General features: G+C 52.2%; 22 protein-coding genes and 1 tRNA gene. 3 read left to right on the top strand and 20 right to left on the bottom strand.

Annotation, left to right across the window (positions count from 1 at the left end):
* Nucleotides 1-2: 2 nt before the first annotated feature.
* The 17 genes from PG728_RS03750 to PG728_RS03675 form a co-directional block, all read right to left on the bottom strand.
* Complete coding sequence (locus tag PG728_RS03750; RefSeq protein ID WP_270625927.1) at nucleotides 3-752, bottom strand: N-acetylmuramoyl-L-alanine amidase; 750 nt, start codon at nucleotides 750-752, stop codon at nucleotides 3-5.
* 12 nt (nucleotides 753-764) lie between these two features.
* Complete coding sequence (locus PG728_RS03745) at nucleotides 765-1,205, bottom strand: hypothetical protein (RefSeq protein WP_270625926.1); 441 nt, start codon at nucleotides 1,203-1,205, stop codon at nucleotides 765-767.
* Entirely contained in the window at nucleotides 1,189-3,054 is a 1,866-nt protein-coding gene (locus PG728_RS03740) for a hypothetical protein (RefSeq protein WP_270625925.1), read from the bottom strand. Before PG728_RS03740 ends, PG728_RS03745 begins: the two co-directional genes overlap by 17 nt.
* On the bottom strand, nucleotides 3,051-5,258 hold the full coding sequence (locus PG728_RS03735; RefSeq protein ID WP_270625924.1) for a phage tail tape measure protein: 2,208 nt from the start codon (nucleotides 5,256-5,258) through the stop codon (nucleotides 3,051-3,053). The genes PG728_RS03740 and PG728_RS03735 overlap by 4 nt, the downstream gene beginning before the upstream one ends.
* A gap of 78 nt (nucleotides 5,259-5,336) precedes the next feature.
* Nucleotides 5,337-5,654, bottom strand: coding sequence for a hypothetical protein (locus PG728_RS03730; RefSeq protein ID WP_270625923.1), 318 nt, complete (start codon nucleotides 5,652-5,654; stop codon nucleotides 5,337-5,339).
* Nucleotides 5,651-6,094 carry a hypothetical protein gene (locus PG728_RS03725; protein WP_270625922.1) on the bottom strand — a complete coding sequence of 148 codons (444 nt, stop codon included), beginning with the start codon at nucleotides 6,092-6,094 and terminating at the stop codon, nucleotides 5,651-5,653. The genes PG728_RS03730 and PG728_RS03725 overlap by 4 nt, the downstream gene beginning before the upstream one ends.
* 2 nt (nucleotides 6,095-6,096) lie before the next feature.
* Nucleotides 6,097-6,531 carry a hypothetical protein gene (locus tag PG728_RS03720; RefSeq protein ID WP_270625921.1) on the bottom strand — a complete coding sequence of 145 codons (435 nt, stop codon included), beginning with the start codon at nucleotides 6,529-6,531 and terminating at the stop codon, nucleotides 6,097-6,099.
* A 13-nt stretch (nucleotides 6,532-6,544) separates the two neighbouring features.
* A complete protein-coding gene (locus tag PG728_RS03715; RefSeq protein WP_270625920.1) occupies nucleotides 6,545-6,913 on the bottom strand; it encodes a hypothetical protein in 369 nt (122 codons plus the stop codon).
* On the bottom strand, nucleotides 6,910-7,221 hold the full coding sequence (locus PG728_RS03710; RefSeq protein WP_270625919.1) for a head-tail connector protein: 312 nt from the start codon (nucleotides 7,219-7,221) through the stop codon (nucleotides 6,910-6,912). Before PG728_RS03710 ends, PG728_RS03715 begins: the two co-directional genes overlap by 4 nt.
* 2 nt (nucleotides 7,222-7,223) lie before the next feature.
* Nucleotides 7,224-8,777: an HK97 family phage prohead protease gene (locus tag PG728_RS03705; protein WP_270625918.1), complete on the bottom strand. Its 1,554-nt coding sequence runs from the start codon at nucleotides 8,775-8,777 to the stop codon at nucleotides 7,224-7,226.
* A complete protein-coding gene (locus PG728_RS03700; RefSeq protein WP_270625917.1) occupies nucleotides 8,770-9,918 on the bottom strand; it encodes a phage portal protein in 1,149 nt (382 codons plus the stop codon). Before PG728_RS03700 ends, PG728_RS03705 begins: the two co-directional genes overlap by 8 nt.
* Before the next feature lie 97 nt (nucleotides 9,919-10,015).
* Entirely contained in the window at nucleotides 10,016-11,464 is a 1,449-nt protein-coding gene (locus tag PG728_RS03695) for a terminase large subunit (protein WP_270625916.1), read from the bottom strand.
* Complete coding sequence (locus PG728_RS03690) at nucleotides 11,461-11,808, bottom strand: hypothetical protein (RefSeq protein ID WP_270625915.1); 348 nt, start codon at nucleotides 11,806-11,808, stop codon at nucleotides 11,461-11,463. Before PG728_RS03690 ends, PG728_RS03695 begins: the two co-directional genes overlap by 4 nt.
* A gap of 125 nt (nucleotides 11,809-11,933) precedes the next feature.
* Nucleotides 11,934-12,221: an HNH endonuclease gene (locus PG728_RS03685; RefSeq protein ID WP_270625914.1), complete on the bottom strand. Its 288-nt coding sequence runs from the start codon at nucleotides 12,219-12,221 to the stop codon at nucleotides 11,934-11,936.
* Entirely contained in the window at nucleotides 12,214-12,414 is a 201-nt protein-coding gene (locus PG728_RS09350) for a helix-turn-helix domain-containing protein (protein ID WP_408648198.1), read from the bottom strand. The genes PG728_RS03685 and PG728_RS09350 overlap by 8 nt, the downstream gene beginning before the upstream one ends.
* 14 nt (nucleotides 12,415-12,428) lie before the next feature.
* Nucleotides 12,429-13,571: a hypothetical protein gene (locus tag PG728_RS03680; RefSeq protein ID WP_270625913.1), complete on the bottom strand. Its 1,143-nt coding sequence runs from the start codon at nucleotides 13,569-13,571 to the stop codon at nucleotides 12,429-12,431.
* Nucleotides 13,572-13,651: 80 nt separating this feature from the next.
* Complete coding sequence (locus tag PG728_RS03675; RefSeq protein ID WP_270625912.1) at nucleotides 13,652-13,906, bottom strand: hypothetical protein; 255 nt, start codon at nucleotides 13,904-13,906, stop codon at nucleotides 13,652-13,654.
* A 23-nt stretch (nucleotides 13,907-13,929) separates the two neighbouring features.
* Here PG728_RS03675 and PG728_RS03670 point away from each other — a divergent pair, with 23 nt between their 5' ends.
* Nucleotides 13,930-14,367 carry a hypothetical protein gene (locus PG728_RS03670; protein WP_270625911.1) on the top strand — a complete coding sequence of 146 codons (438 nt, stop codon included), beginning with the start codon at nucleotides 13,930-13,932 and terminating at the stop codon, nucleotides 14,365-14,367.
* A gap of 9 nt (nucleotides 14,368-14,376) precedes the next feature.
* Here the strand turns inward: PG728_RS03670 and PG728_RS03665 are convergent, their stop codons facing one another.
* Both PG728_RS03665 and PG728_RS03660 read right to left on the bottom strand, forming a co-directional pair.
* On the bottom strand, nucleotides 14,377-14,625 hold the full coding sequence (locus tag PG728_RS03665) for a hypothetical protein (protein WP_270625910.1): 249 nt from the start codon (nucleotides 14,623-14,625) through the stop codon (nucleotides 14,377-14,379).
* Nucleotides 14,626-14,627: 2 nt separating this feature from the next.
* On the bottom strand, nucleotides 14,628-14,840 hold the full coding sequence (locus tag PG728_RS03660) for a hypothetical protein (RefSeq protein ID WP_270625909.1): 213 nt from the start codon (nucleotides 14,838-14,840) through the stop codon (nucleotides 14,628-14,630).
* A 145-nt stretch (nucleotides 14,841-14,985) separates the two neighbouring features.
* On the opposite strand from PG728_RS03660, the gene PG728_RS09345 reads away from it, so the two are divergent.
* Nucleotides 14,986-15,255 carry a helix-turn-helix domain-containing protein gene (locus tag PG728_RS09345; protein ID WP_408648197.1) on the top strand — a complete coding sequence of 90 codons (270 nt, stop codon included), beginning with the start codon at nucleotides 14,986-14,988 and terminating at the stop codon, nucleotides 15,253-15,255.
* Here the strand turns inward: PG728_RS09345 and PG728_RS03655 are convergent.
* A tRNA-Arg gene (locus PG728_RS03655) sits at nucleotides 15,214-15,289 on the bottom strand. The two genes, PG728_RS09345 and PG728_RS03655, sit on opposite strands and share 42 nt — an antisense overlap.
* Before the next feature lie 155 nt (nucleotides 15,290-15,444).
* Here PG728_RS03655 and PG728_RS03650 point away from each other — a divergent pair.
* Nucleotides 15,445-16,074, top strand: a complete 630-nt coding sequence (locus tag PG728_RS03650) for a single-stranded DNA-binding protein (RefSeq protein ID WP_072509546.1) — start codon at nucleotides 15,445-15,447, stop codon at nucleotides 16,072-16,074.
* The last annotated feature ends 78 nt before the right edge of the window (nucleotides 16,075-16,152 follow it).

The raw sequence follows: 16,152 nt of genomic DNA, 5'->3' as shown, positions 1-16,152 counted from the left end.
ACTTACCCCTTTAGCCTTTTGTTTACGATTGCTTGCACCGCTTGATAGTTAGCGCCTAGGGCGCGCTTGCGGGCTTCTCCGTTGCCGTATTTCCCGGCGATTACCGCGGTAGCGAGTGCTTCTAGGTTCACGCTAGGGGCGGGCTTTGATTTGCCGGTTAGCCGTTTGTTCACGATTGCTTGCACCGCTTGATAGTTAGCCCCTAGGGCGCGTTTTCTTGCTTCACCGTTGCCGTATTTCCCGGCGATTACCGCGGTAGCGAGTGCTTCTAGGTCTAGGCTAGGGGCGGGGGCGGGGGTCGATGTTCCGCCTTTTAGGCTGTTTGCTAGGTTGGATAGTTCTTGTAGGCGGGGATACCATCTTCCGGGGCAATCGGTGTTCATATGGTCTTTGTGTCCTACCAGTGGTAGGTTGCCGTAGGTTTTGCGCAACTCAGCGATTAGTTCTGCGACTGTCCTAAAATCCCCATCAGAGCATTCGGGGCGGCACTCAATACCGATTCCGCGCGGGTTTCCGGTTTTTCCGGCGTGCCAGGCGCGATCATCGGGGTCTACGATACAAGTTACGATTCCAGCGCTTGCTACGTAGTGAGCGGAAGAGTTCCCGCCTTTTCTACATAGGTAGGACACTACGTTATGGTGTTTTTGCCCGTCGATTCCCCAATGATGGATAACTATGAAAGCGGGCGCGCCCGCTGGTCTGCCTTTTTGGTAGTTAGGGCTGTTATATTGAGTCTCGTAAGTGTAAGACATTGTTATTTCTCCTTAATTTAGTCGGTTTGGGTCGGTAGATGTAGGTACGAGGCGCCAGCCGATTAGCTTTAGGGCTTTGGGGTCGTTTGACCAGGTTTGTATGAATCGACAGGTAATCATTTTTTGGTCTCGTTTTAGCTCTGATGTGCATACAAACGTGGTTGAGCTGGATTCTAAGACGAAAGTTTCAAAAGTGTATCCGGCGGGCGGGATATATGGGGCTGGTATGTCAAAAGCTGCATAGAACCAGGGTTTTTGTCCCGCAAACTGCCAGTTTTCAGGAGGGATAGCTGCTCCGTTGATAGGGTATTTAGCGCCGTCAATTAAAACGAATGGTTCGTGCAGATAGTCGTCAATTATCTGCATTGCGTTTTGGAGTGTTTGGGGTGCGTCTCTTACGGGGTCTCCCCCGGTTGGGTAGGGGATTTTGAATTGGCTAGTTGTTGCGGGCATCTTTGTATCCTTCCTTTATTTTTGCTTTGGTTGTTAGGGCTGCGAACCGTGCCCATGGCAATGGGGTTTTGTCCCAGGTGGCGGGGGCGGGGATTTCTTCCCATTTGAGGGCGTAGCCGGCGCCTCCTGGTCTGGTTAGGTTTAGGTCGATAATCCACCCGTTTTTGTGGGAGGTGAGGGTTCCGCCTTCTATGCAGAATCGTTCGATGTCGTGGGCGGTGGGTATCCAGGCGGGCATTGAGTAGATTACTAGCTGCTGTCCGATACGGTAGAGGATATCGATTAGTTGCCCGGCGCTGGTATCGCCTTTTAGGCGGTGGGTGTCGATTCTTATTCCGCTTATTTTCCAGTCACCGCGCTCGACTCTGCGTAGCCATCGGTTACCGGTTTCTGTCGCGTCTTTAGGGTGTTTTAGCCAGGTGTCGATTTTTAGCCCGGCAGGCCCGATATATCCGGTTAGGGTTTTGCCGGTTTCGTAGGAGATTTGCCCGCTTTGGGGGTCGGTTTTTTCTATCGGGTAGGTGACCTCACATTGGGTTGCGGATACTTCCCCATCTTTGGTTATTGTTACCCCGTCTAGGGGGATTTGTGACCCGTCTACTATGACACAGTTGGTGTGGGTTTTTTCGGTGGATACTATCCCGGCTGAGTCTAGGGTGATGTAGGAGATGGCGGGGCGGGCGTCTGCGTCTTCTAGGAAGATTCCCCAGTCTCCACCTTCTGATACTACTGGCCAGGCGGTTAGAGCAGCTGAGTTAGCGGCTTGGTTTATCAGGTCAAGGGCGGTGCGTGCGTCTACGTCTATTGATTGCAGAACCGGGTTTATGTCGGATTGGGTGAGCAGGGCTAGCGGGGTGTATCCGGCTCCTGTTAGGTAGTCGGCGGTCTGGTCTAGCACCCATTGGATACGGCTGGTTAGGGGTTCTGCTTGCCGGCGGGGAGCTGCGATTTTTGCGGCGTTTAGCGGGTGGAGGTGGTCGGAGGCGGTCAGGTTGATTTCGCTTTTCCCGCCGGGTAATCCTTTTATCTGTAGCCCGGTTATTACCCCGGAAAATACGTTTACGGATTGGGAAGCGCGAGAGGTTGCCCCTAGTTTTAAGGTTTTTTCTATTTTCCAGCAGCCCCATATTCGCCAGGAGGGGTTAGGGATAGTTTCCCAGGTTTCTTCTTCTGGGTGGTTATCCCAGGTGAGGGCGGGGGCGTGTAGGTAGAGTACGGGGTAGCCTTCTTGTGGCATGGCGCCTTGCCCCGCGATTTTCCAGGTTTCGGTCTCGGTGTTGTGGGCTTTTATTTCTGGGTCGGATTCCAAAATGGTTAGATAGGTGGAATCCGGGTTAAAGACATTAGTCAGGCGGGCTATCGGGGGAACGGGCGCATATTGGGGGGCGATGATAGTTAGCTCTATATCTATGATTGAGCCGGCGTTTACTTTATCGGCTACATATCTCCATTCTTGAGGGTTACCGCTATTCCACGTACCGTGTCCTATCCAGCAAGACCCGGAAACGTAATAGTTCCCGCTATATTCGGCGTATCCTATGGGCTCACCGTCTTGGATATAAGGGGTTATCCACCCGTCCTTGATGGTTTTAGTTTCGGCTATGGTGTGGGATAGCTCGGTGGTGGCGTTTAGGACGCATGGGAGACCTGGCCGGATTTTTTGGGCGTTTTTAGCTGCTTGAATACTCTGGCAGCGGATTGTAGCCGTAAGTGTCCCTATTTGCGGGGTGTCTAGCTGTCCTTGTCGCCCAAAGGTGATGCGTACCCCGTCTAGTACCGCGAAACCACCTTTTTCGAGCGCGGCGGTGTCATCTGGTATTTCCCAGTCTCCTACCCATAGTCTGCTCATGCGATTACTGCTCCTGAGTGGATTGTGATTTGACCGCGGCCGCGCTCAAGAGTGGTTAGTAGCTGTTTTATTTGCCTAGCTACTGCTAGGGGGTCGAGCGCCCCGTTCACGGTGATGTTTATGGGCGCTACTTGCCCGGGGTGGTGGGGCTGGTGGGGGTTTATTCGGGCACTGATTTTGGGTATGGGCTGGCTTGCTGGGATTGATACTAGATTTTTTGATGCCCGCCTAGCGTCACCAGCCATGGATTCTATACCGTTGATGAAGCCTTGACCGGTTTGTTTACCTATGAGGGTGAAAACTTTGGAGGGGGACGCGATTCCTAGAAAGTTTTTAATCGAGCTGATGGCTTTTTTCGCTATGTTTTTACAGGCGTCCCAAATCGCGCTTCCCATGGAGCCTACCCCGTTGATCATGCCTTGGATTAGGTCTTTTCCGGCTCCAAGTAGTTTTGACCCTAGGTTACCGATAGCTTTCACGGCTTTAGAGGGTAGGGACTTTACTACTGATATAGCTTTGCTTACCCCGGACGATATCGCCCCGGTGATGCTGCTCCAAATCGAGGAGGCTTTATTTTTGACCCACCCCCACCCGGCAGACCAGATATTTCGGATTAGGTTTATCCCGGAAGTGAAAACGGATTTAATTTTTCCCCATACGTTTCCAATCACGGAGCTTACTGCACCAAAAATAGTTGATGCGAGATTTTTTATTCCGCCCCATGCACCTGACCAAATGTTTTTCACCCCTGCTAGAGCGCTGGTGAAGATTGTTTTGATTAGCCCGAAAGCACCGGTAACTATCCCGCTGATGGCGCTCCACACCCCGGAGAGTATGGATTTAATCCCGTCCCAAAGGCTTGACCAGTCCCCGGTTAGTATCCCTTTGAATACTTGCACTATTCCTTTGATTATCCCGAAAGCGCCTTTAATGATTCCACATATCGCGGTGACATTAGAGGAAACTACGGGTAGTAGGGATAAAAAGATGGGTTTAACGGTTGATGCGATTTCAGCCAAAGCGGGTTTGGCGGTTTGATATACGGAAGATATTTGACTTCCGATTGACTGGAAAATAGCGCCAGCCGATTTTAGGGCTGGTGAATCAAAGGCTTGACCTAGTGAGGATAGCCCGCCAGCGCCTGTTAGGAGTTTTATTTTATCGGCTAGCCACCCAAGGGTTTGCCCTAAAGCGTTGAATACCCCTGAAGCGAGGGGCTCTAACGCTAGTTTGGCGTTGTTTTTGAGTAGTTGCCAGGCTTCGGCTGCGTCAGCGGTTTCTTTGCCTACTCCTAGAATGGTGTCCCCGCTTCCTTGCGCGGCTTTGCCGATGGCGTCCATGTTGATTGCCCCGGATTTTAGAGCCCCGATAAATTGGGGGGCGCCTCGGGTTCCAAACAGCTTAGAAGCGAGGTTTAGGGCTCCTGCTTCGTCTCCTTTTTTGAGCATTTCCCCCATTTGCCCGGTAACCCGCTTGAAAGCATCGGCGGGTTTTTCCCCGGACTTGGAGACCTCTAGGAGGGCTTTACCCATAGAACCAAGAGTCTTATTAGCGTCCAGCCCGCTCTTGTCTAGTAGCCCTGCCATGGCCGCGGATTCGTTAAAGGAAAACCCTAGGGATTGCAGGGCGGGCGCGTTCTTACCCAGGATTCCCGATAAATTGTTCATGGAGATTCCGGTAGCCTGGGAGACCCGGAAAAGGGTGTCCATGCCGGCTTCTGTTTGTTTGCCGGTGATGTTGAAACTGTTTAGCGCCCCGGTTGCTTTTTGGATATTGATTTCTTCGCCTAGGATTCGCCCGGCTTCTAGGAACTGGCTAGAGACGGTTTCTAGGGTTTTACCGGTGAGCCCGGTGCGCGTGTTTACGTCTGCTAGGGATTTTCCGATTTTGTCAAAATCAGCGGGCACACTGGCTGCTACGTTGCGGGCGGAGTCTTTTAGAGCCTCGAAAGCTTTCCCGCTAGCGCCGGTTCCAACCCTGATGGTGTCGTACATGCCGTCAAATTCGGCGCCGATGTTGTAGAGTCCTTTGGCTGCTGCTAGGGCTGCCACGGGGATAGCAGCGATGCCAGCAGCGACCAAAGGCCCGGCTTTGCCAAATTTGGCGGTGAACTTGCTGAGGAATCCGCCCGCGCCGTTTAGCGCGTTGGTAGCACCGGTAGCGTCACCAACTATCTTGATTGCCATTACGGCGGGGCCTGCCATTATTCCTCCTGTAGTTCTACTAGTTGCTCGAGCGCTTCATATAAAATGCCTGGTGGCGCGTTCAGCCACCCGGCGGGGCTAGTTTGTGTCGCTAGACATAGGGCTGCTATCGCAGTTGTTAGAGTCGGTTCCTCGAAAAGGGACGCCTTGCCCCTCGGTTTCTTCTACTGCTACTAGGGATTGCATCCAGGTCTTAAACTCTGGGGTATCGGATTCTTTTTTGCGCGCTACGCTCCAGGCTGCATAGAGGGTGGATTCGTAGGGCATTTGAGCGGTTGTCATACCGATGGAGGTGGCGTAGCCTTCGGCTTCTACGATAGCGGTCGGGATAATCGGGTAGGTTGCTTCACGGCCGTCTTGATAAATTACTTCTACCTGTTTGATTTTGATGCTCATAATCTTGCTCCTTTGAGTTGTTTGGTTTTTTGGTCGATTACTTTGGCGTACATTGCTTGAATTTCGCTATCCATAGCGCGCGCTGTCTCCATGATGAATGGGCGGGCTTCTACGGGGGCGGCAAAGGGTTTACGCCCCGATGTGGGCGGGTCAGCCGTCTTAGATGGCCACATCTTCCGTCCCCAATGGATTACCCACGCATATTTAACGCGGGCGTTACCAGCTCTAACGGTGGCTTTGCGTTTCGCCCCGCCACCCCTAATAGTCGGTCTTAAATTGTCGTCCTTGTGCGGGGCTTTGGAGCGGGCGCGGGAAGCCACCTTTTGGGCTATCTCGGAGTTTAGGGCTTTGAAGTCTTCTAAGTCGTCCCCGATTTTACGCAAGGAATACCTGAGCTCGTCTAACCCTAGGATTTGGACAGCGCCGCGGTCTTTCGCCATGGCTATTCTTGACTGGAAGCTTCAGCAGTTTCTAGGGTGGGTTTACCCACGGTAGGAAAGCTAAAGGAAGTCGAGTTGGATTTTTTGACGTCGCCACCGATTTCTACCGGTGCCACCTGGCAGCGCCCTTTAATCGTAAGCGCCCTAGTGTTATTGGGTTTGAAAACAAAGTTCACTTCCTCACCCATATGGTCAAAACACCATTTCGGCAGCGAGTCTGTTCCGTAGTCTTGCATGATCTCACCCTCTAGAGAGCCGGTCAGTTCCCCGGGCTCTAGATACTCGCTTCCATCTAACATGGGGGTGGGGTCACCGGTTTTATATTCGGGTTTATAGGTGAGTTTGGTGCATTGCCCGGCAAACTCTTTAGCTTGCCCTCCTTCATCAGGGGTAAACGTGAGTTTTCCAGGTCCCAGCTTGTCTGCTTTTACTGCCATGATGTTTTTCTCCTTATATTTGGTAGCTGTTTGTATAGTTGATTTTGTATGCCGCGTAGTAGCGGCTGGTTCCAGGCGGGGTTACCCCTAGCGCGTAGGCGTTATCAAACCCGATTAGCATTAGTGCCTCTATTGCCTCTGAGAGGGCGGCGCGGGCTTGGCTCTGGTCTTGAGAGGTGGCGATTAGCCAAACCTCAAAATCTACTGCTAGCTGGCAGTAGGATTCTGGTTTTAGGTTCGGTTCGGTAATAATCGCCGTATTTTTGCCTGCTGCCAGGGCTGCGTAGCCGCTAGTTGGCTCGGCGGTTACTAGGAAAGATTCCGGCAACGCGGCCGCTAATGCCATCTGCTCGGATTCGATAATGTCGGCTAGTAGGCTCATGCGATACCAACTCCTAGCCAGGGTGCTAGCAGAGCGCGGGCGGGGGTGAGCGGGTCAAGAGCCGGGCGGGTAGGAGACGCTAATAAAGTGCCGTCTCCGAAAGCCGCTAAATCCTGCTTGCCTACCCGCCGCTGCCAAAGATTCCCAGCAACCTCAAGAATTGCCTGGTTTAGCACGGGTTCTGGTACTTGACAGTTCCCGATGTGGAGTTTTACCCGCTCGGTGGCAGCCTCAAGACAAGCGGATAAGTATTCGCTATCTTGCGTGGCTGCCCCGGTAAAGGCCCGTAGCTGGTTGATATCTGCCATTTCTAGGCGCCAATCTTGACCGGCTTAATCAAATCCGGGTGCTGGCTGAAAATCGCGGCATAACCGTAGACTGCGAACTCTTTAGTTAGGGTAGTAATGTTTTCATCCTCGAGACGCAAGGGCGCGCCGGGAAGCTCCGCCGTAGTTAGCGCATCTTTCGAGTAGGCAACCATGTGGTCACCTTCCCACTTAGGAACGCGGGTAATGGTGACAGCCCCGATTTGAGCAGACGGTAAGTTAAACGTGATAGTTCCTTGATGCTCTAAGGGTGCGCCTTGTAACTGCAACGCGCGCGGGTCGCGGGGTAGGTTCTTTACCCACTTGAAAACGGTAGGCGATACTAGCAGACCGTCCATAGAGTAGGGGATATCCTCGTAAACGTCTTGTAAATCTAATAGGAGGTCTTCAAGGTCTGCCACGCTAGCAGTAGTCCCCTTGGTAAGCGTCAAAACCGGGGTATTAGCGGTCACGATGGCTTGGAACTTTTCCCTAACGTCTGCTTCGATGGTGGCCGCGTATTGATATGCCAAATCCTTGAAGATTTCATCTAAAATAACAGGGCTGGTGGTGCGCTCGATAGCTTGCCGGGTGATGCCTTCTACCGCGCCGCCGTAGGTAGACACGGTAGCGGACTGCACGCTCCAGGTAGCGGGAAGCCCGGTAGGTAGCTTTGCGCCCTCTTTCGCCTGTTTTGCGGTCTTGATAGTAGACGGCTCTGCCTTTTGCGCATATTCCATGGTCATACCAGTAGACGGTAAGGCGATAGTGGTAAAAAGATTTTTTATCGGTTGCTTTGCCTCCATGCGCTTTTCAATATCGCCTAGCCAGATAGGTAGGTTCACGAAATCGGCGCTAGTGCCAGTAGCAGCGGCGCGCGCTAACTGTTTAGCTTCGTCTTCGCCCTTCTTATATCCGGCTACGTATTCTCCGTAAGAGCGGTACTTAATACCCGGGGTTGTGGGGGCGGGCTTGTCTTTTAGGGAGGCGAGGGAGCGCTCCAGGGCTTCCATACGCTCCAAAGTCCCTACGGATTCGGTTGTGGTTTCGTTTTCCATATCTTTTTCCTTTTCTTCCTTTGGTTTGGTTTGTTTTTCTCGGACTTTTTCTATCTTTGCGGCGTCATAGGCAGGGAATTCCACGATGGAGAATTCGCGGGCGCGTACTTTCTTCCAGGTGATATGTGCCCCGTCTTCTCGGTCTTCTTGGTCGTATTCGATGCCCTCAAACCCGATAGAGCAAGAGGTGAGCACCCCGTCTTTTAGGAGCTGGTAGACCTCATCTCCCCGTGTGGTGTGGGAGATGAGCCCGTCAAACTCGATACCGTTTTCTGTTTCGCGGGTAGCGGTGATGCGCCCTATTGGCTCAGAATGCGCATAACGCAGGATTGCGCCTTCTGCGTCTACGGAGCCGGGCGCGAACTGCTCATATAAACCCTCGAAGATTAGGGTTTCGTCGTTATATGGCACGCCTAGCGCGGTAACCTGGCGGGCGTTTTCTTCGTTGCCGTCTGCTCGGATTGTGAGGGAGCGAGTCTGGAACTGGTCTAGGTCACTCATTAACGTTCTCCTGCTCTTCGGTTTCGGTTTGGTTTTCTTGGTCGTCTAGGGGTTCGAGTCCATCTAACGCGCGGCATTCATTTCTGGTTAGTAGCCCGCAATTGATAGCGATTTGGTAGGACTCGTACCGGGTTTTGGTGTCAGCCCTAAGTAAGCCTTCGTAGTTGAATTTGGCTTGCATTCCCGCCGGTAACATGCGGGTGAGTTCGCCCTCTATTTTGCGGGTGTATCCGGTGAGGGTGAACCGGCTGAACTCTATCCATGCTTGCTCGATATTGCTGTAGGTTTGGGAGTTGCCGTCTACGGCGGCTAGCAGTAGCCCGGCGGGTACGCCAAACAGGCGCGCTATCTCGGTGGTGGTAAAGGCGCGTGCTTCTAGCCATTGCGCGTCTTTAGGGCTGATGAGAATCGGGGTGTACTTGATGCCTTTGGGGAGCACTCTTACTCTGGAGGGGTTAGCGGCCATGTCCAAGGGCTGACCGTTTTCATCTAAATAGTTCCAGACTGAGAGAATGTCTTTTGCTTCTGCTTTGTTTAGGGGCTGCTCGGTGGAGAGGATTCCGGCGGGCTGGCCAGAAGAAGCAAAATAATCGGTGGCGTAATCGCGGATGGCGGCCGCGCCTTCTAGGTCGCGCCGCGCGGCGGTGATAGGCCCGATACCGGTAAGCATTCCCGGCATACGCGATAGGGCGGCGTGTCCCATCTTCCCCGGCTCTACCTGCTTGCCGTTAATGGAATATACGCGGCGGGTTTTGGTTTTATCCCAGGTAACGGTAACTAAATCCGGGTGTATCGCGCGTAGTTCAGCCGGGGCGCCCCTATATTCCCCAATAGCCAGCCAATAAGCATTACCGCGGAGCGCTAGGGATAAAACTAGCTGCTCTATGAACTCATCCCTAGAGATGCTCAGGTCAGGGGTTTTAAGGATTCCCGGGGTCTGGCTAGGGGTGAGCCGCTTGCCGTTCTTCTCAGCATAAAGCGGTAACTGACTAATGCCGTTAGCGATTACCTGCACCGCGCGATAAACAGCGGGCAAAGATAGCGGTTCATCTAGCCGGGCGGTTCTCGGGGGCGGGGTGATACCTTTCCCAGTAGAAACGCTAAAGGTTTTAGAGCGTTTGAAAAAGTCTAGGATTCCCATACCCGAAAAGCTAAGCCACAGCCCCCTAAAACTCCTAGGGATTGTTTACAGGAGGGACATGGAGGGATATGGAGGGACACTAAGGGATAGCGGCGGTTTATATATAGATGGCTAGTTTTTCGTCCCTGGAAGCACCCCATGCGGCCACGGACGCCGCTATCATGGCGGCGGGGTCATTGGCTGACTTATCCCGGTCGATGCGCTCTAAACCGTTGGTTATTTTTACCATTATCCCGTTCCTAGCTTCATCTAAAGCGGGGGAATGATCATGCGCCAAAGTCCCGGTTCTTATCGCCGTGAAATAGTCACCGTCTGCAAGTAACCGCTGTTTTAGGTCTACTTCCTGGACTCTTACGCCCTGAGCCGCGAAATCTTCTAGCAAGCGCCGGTTGGGTCCAGCAGCGTCCACATACACCGCCGCGGTAGGGAACTTGACCTTTAGGGCTTTAAGGGCGGGAATAATCCACCTAGTGAAAGGCGCTTGCTTAATAATCGCAACGGACGGCCCCGGGTTGGGCTCGCTTCTCTGCCAGGCAGCCGCGATAGTAGCAGCCGTACCGCGCCCGGAAACTTCCACAGAGAAAGTTAATGTTGGGTTGTCTTTGGGGATATTACCGGCTTCTTCTAAACCTTCCCACATAGCAGAGGGTACGTATTCCCCGGTAAGGGTCTTAGTAGGACGGTTGCAGTAACCACGCTCCCACTCTTGCGGGGTGCGTTCCCAAAGAGAAAGAAAATCGGATTTGAGGGTGTCTAGGGTTTGGGTGTTACCAAGAGCGGGGTGAAAGCCCCAAAGGCTAGAATCTGTGGGGTCTAGACCGGGCGCTAAAGACCATTCAAAATAACCCAAATCCGCGCGTTTACCTTCCCTGCCATCTTGAACCATGTCGTTAAGAAAGTCGCTTTTATCGGTTCCCATGGTTGATAAATGCCAGATTTGGGCTTCATCTCCAAAGGTTGATTGCGCGGGGCGTATCCCTCCCACCAGGTCAGCGCCCTCTAACGCATTTAGAGTCCATATCTCATCGTTAATGACTAGCCGCGGGGATTTGGAGTGCATGGCTTCTGGTCCCCTAGTGAAACGCTGAAATATGGAGCCGTTCTTAGCTTGGAATCCCTCAGACCCGTTAGAGCGTAGGAAATCAAAACACGCTTTTAGGTCTTTATCCCAATGGGTTTCCCACGCGGAGCCTAGCTTTTTCATAGCAGCGGAAGCATATAGCCCGGATTGCGCAGAAAAATAAATCTCGCACCCCGGATTAAGCAAAGCCCTATAGATACCGAGAGCACATACCAAGGTTGTTTTACCCGATTGGCGCGGAACAGAGATAAGGACTTCACGGAAACGGTAATGCCGCTTCCCTTTTTTGTCTTGCTTGTACTGGGTAGCTGCCTTGAGTACTCGGCGTTGCCAGGGCTGCAAGTCCCACCCCATCATTGCCGCAATCACACAGATAGGCGCCGCTTCAGATTTATATCCTTTAGCGGGCGCGGGGGCGTAGGAGGGCGGCGGGTCAGCCACCCATTTAGAGGCAGGTATTTTCATGACACGATATGTAGCAGCTCGGCTACTCTTTCTTGCGGGGTAGCATTACCGGTACTATTAGCGGCGCGTTCTCGCTCGTCAATCACCTCGTAAAGCTTGCCTAGAATCCCTAAATAAGTCTTACGGATAGCAGCGCGACCCGAGGCAGCATCACCCGGGGCTATGGAATCAATATCAACAGCCGTAGAGAGCAGCAACTCGCATAGGGCTGCGTCCATTTGCTCTAGCTTGCCCTGGCTTGTAAGGGCTTTAATCGTTTCACAAGCGGCTGTGTAGGATTGTCCTTTTTTGCGCTGGCTTGCGTCCCATTCAGGGATTAAAGAATCAATGATATTACCTGTCATTTTTGGTTTCTTTCCTGGTCAGGGGATTTTTTTTGAGTTAAAAGGGGAGGGATTATAGCCTGGCGGCGTGGAGTGGACAGGGCGTATTCTCTCAGAAAAAACCGCGCCCGGTAGATTCCAGTTCCTCACGCCAATAACACTTCCCGCAAGATATCGTAGATGACCACCCGCCGCTTCATTTTGTTTCCGCGCGCGCTGTTACAGCCCCAATGAGCAGCCCTAAGGTTATCAATCGTGGACGGCCCGCCGTGTGATTCCGGAATGATATGGTCAGCGGTCAGCTGGTCACGACGACGCAACGGGTAACGGCTGATGGGTAGCCCGCATAGCTGGCACACCCACCCATCACGCTCAGCTATCTGTGCCGTGAGCTCACGCCTTACCCGGTAGGGTAGTTCTTTCCATTTAACCATTGCGTACCTGCCTAGCGTAAGCGGTGACATCACCCGGCGCGTACCTAATAGCCCGCCCAAGCCTAATGAACGCCGGCCCCTTATCCATGTACCTGAGCTGCTTAACATACCCGGGCGATACTCCCAGAATCGCGGCTACTTCCTCAGTGGTAAGCAACCCACCGCCCCTCGTGGTTCTTAACGGTTTCCTCATCGCCTGCCTACTTTCTATCGCCATAACACCGCTGCTCCCTTGGCTTCATATTCCTTAACCAAACGGTCAGCGGTAGTAATGATGTACGCTATCCACTCCGCGCGGTCTTTGAACGCCATGGATTCGGCTTGCTTGGTAGCTATCTGGGTAGCGCGGTCTCTGATTATCTGCTTGTCTGATACCTCTAACAGCCCGGCTTCTTCCGCTCTCTTATACGCCGGGTCTTGACCAACCCGCCGTCTCCAGCTCTCCATCTCGCTCTTATTCCTGGTAGCGTCCACACAAAGGTGACACTGCGCCGGGTCATATCCACCATGTGGACAAATGTCCGGTAGGCGGTCAAGGTGGGCTGCGGGCATAGGTGGCAACATTTCCAACTCCTCATAATTGCTAATCAAACTCTCTTTTACTTCTGGTGACAGCGCCGAACAACCCTCCACCGGATTAGCCGACGCGCTAAACAAATCAAGCGCTTCGCGCTTGTCCTTATCTGGTGAGCGGAACAATCTCTTTCTTAGGCGGGTTACCCCCCTAGCGGGGTAACCTCCTAAGGACTTAGAGGGGCTAGCATTCACTTCCGCATGGAGCGACCAGGCAGAACGCGCTTGCAAGTCATTAGTCTGAACCCCGCCCCGCCCTTTAGACGGCACACGCACGCTATCAGGGGTGCGCTCCTCCCCGTCCTTACCGCGGCGGCGCTTCAAAATATCCATGAGCCGGGCAATAAACTTATTACGGGTCTCCTCATCAATCCGCTTAGAGCGAGGCCGGGCAAACTTAATCAACTCGACCAGTTTTCGCTTAACCACGGTAAACAGGGACGAGGTGGGATTACCGGAAACAATCATGCCCCGCGTCCACCGAATCACCCCCATCTCCTCCAAAGCCTGTAGCGCTATCCGCGTCCACCGCTCGCAATACCCCGAAATCCTTTGCAACTGGCAAGCCGTAGAAAGCACCTCACCCTTATAATCAAAACGCGCTACAGCGCTTTTAGAGGTAGGAACCAAGGTCAAAGCCTGTAACACACCCCTAACAGCCCTCCACTCCGGACCATCCAACACACCCCAATAAGACCTAGCTAAAGACGAAATAAGAACCGAGGTAGGCGCGCCAGCGGTTAATCTCATTTCCGGAGTAGCCGCTTCATCACTCACCACGACCACCCCGCGCTATAAACCACACGACCAGCGCCGCTAACGCTGAAGAGACGCACGCCAAAACGAACAAGCCAGGACTAGCAAACATCAGCAACACCCCGCGCCCGCTCCTCAGCAACCAAAAGAGTGTTAAGCTGCCATATCGCACCACCACACAACCGCGTCAGCTCATCACGAACATCAGCAAGCAAATCGCTATCAAGCTCAGGAGCCCGCTCCAACATCACCGGCAACAACTCAGATAGATTCGCGCGGAACTGCTCCGACAGCGAGCAAAGCCTATCCAAATCAATCGCCAGCTGCATCAAACCCGTATCAACACCCCTAGGCACTTTGCCCCCTTAATATTAGATTTATGAACATTTCGCTATTAATCGCATTACTGACACTGCTTTTCAGCTTCCTAACCTTTGCGTTTACCGTCATTAGTCGCTTCGGTGAACTACCAGATATAAAAGTTGAACGATTAGCCGAAAACATTTGCACGGTAACAATCTTCTGGAAACATCGAGGCTGGCTAACCAACGTGGCAATACAGCAATATAAGAGAGCCAAGCCGGAAAGTTCAGCGGCAATCATTGGGCATCAGACCTGCCTAAAATCTCCGCCATTTCAGCACGTGATACCTCATGACATGATCCTTGTTCGCTATACCAGAATCTTTTGGCGGCTTCCCTTATATCGGCGTCGGTTAGTGGTTTTTCTTCCCAGCGGTCAGACTTATCCCTACAACTACATTCACAAGCGCCGCAGACCCGAGGGCATCGAGTGGCTGACAGACTCAACGGTCTAAGCTCCATTGCTATTCGTCCTCGTCGTCGCATAAATCCGCGAGACGATGAGCAAACTCTTTAACAAACTGCTTAAAAATCAGCCCGATAGCCTCGTTAGAAACCCGGCTCTCCAAAAGGTCACGTATCGTAATATCCCACCGGTTCCTATACGCTCTTTGAAGCCACTCTCTATCAGTCGGTTCATCAGCTAGAGCACGCTTGACCGTATCCATAGGAACCCGGATATCCAAAAAATCCTTAATCTCCCACAAATCCACAGCTACACCTCCCTCGTAAACAAATCCGAAAAATCAAAACCCGCATTAGCCAATAACTGCAAGTCAGAGACTTTCCAAGACCTAGAGCCGCTAATTTTTCCGCTGATACACGCCGGAGTGACGCTAAGAATCTCCGCTAAAATGTTTTGCTTTAAATTCCGGGATTTAACCTGCTTGAGGATTAGACTAGAAATACGGCGGTTTAAATTTTGCATAACGCTAAGAATATAGCGAAACGCTAAAGATTATTAGCGAAACGCTATTTTTACGGCAAAGTGTGCTTGGGGTCACATATAGCGGAAATGGTTAATTAGTTAGCATTTTGTTTACCTCTAGCCGGAATTGCGATAAATTAACGATATGGAAACTTTGACCAGCCCTGAAATTCTTCGCATGAATATCCGACTACTCCAGGCGCGGAAAAATCTTAACAACACTGAGCTAGCGCAGGTTCTAAATCTAACTCCTACCGCAATTAGCGACAAGCAGCGCGGTAAGCGCGGCTGGAAGATTCAGGAGCTTGATAGCGTGGCTTCGGTCTTTGATACTACGCCCTGGGATTTGATGAAGCCCATGTTAGGCGATGTTTGGCGCCCCCGACAGGAATCGAACCTGCAACCTCGGGATTAGAAGGCCCTTGCTCTATCCTTTGAGCTACGGGGGCTGACCGTTTCTTAGTCTATAGGGAAAATCGCCGCGAGCTAATTCCGTGTCCCCAAGGGGAGATAATCCCACTTTTTCCTGGTGAGAGAGTTTTGTTTTTAGAAAATCTCGGGGAAACTTTGCAACATGGTGAGGTAACCAACACTAGGAGGAAAAATGAGTAAATCAAATATCGAGGTTACCTTTACCGGCTGGGTGGCAACCGCCCCCACATTTCACCGTCCTGACCCCGCTAAACCCGAAAAAGCGCTAAGTACTTTCCGGGTGATGCATACCCCCTATTACCGCGATAATCACGGTAACTGGCAAAAGGGAGAATCCTTAACAGTTCGGATAAAAGTTTGGGGCTGGGGAGCGCACTATGTTTCCCGCTCTATAAAAATTGGGGACCCAATTATTGCTTCCGGACGCCTAATCCGCAGTAAATGGGAAGATAAAGACAGCGTAACCCACTATGGGCTAGAGCTGACCGCCTCATCTTTGGGGCACGATCTCACTTTAGGGGAATCTAATTTTGTGCGGATGGTGGGTGCGCTTCCCAAACGGGGAAACCTCGGTTCTGCCCCGTCTGATACCGCTTCCTCACTTGCAGACCCAGAGGGCGAATTCGAGCTATCACCCCAAGAGAGACTTGATCATGAAACTGGGGAAATTACCAACGAATCCCCTCTGCAAGAAGGAAACCCATCTGCTGAAACCTATGATTCGTCCTCGCAACAGGAGAGCAGTTTGGATCCGAACGGCGAATATATACTCGAAACCACTTTTAACGGTCAAGCGGCCTAAGACACCTGAACCAAATCTAAGGAGGTTCGCTTTGCGTTTTTAAGTCCACTATTCTGGGTATTACAAACATACCGTCTG

Origin of the sequence: Varibaculum timonense (assembly GCF_027694345.1) — a bacterium.
GTDB lineage: Bacteria > Actinomycetota > Actinomycetes > Actinomycetales > Actinomycetaceae > Varibaculum > Varibaculum timonense_A.
This window is presented reverse-complemented; position numbering and strand designations above follow the sequence as displayed.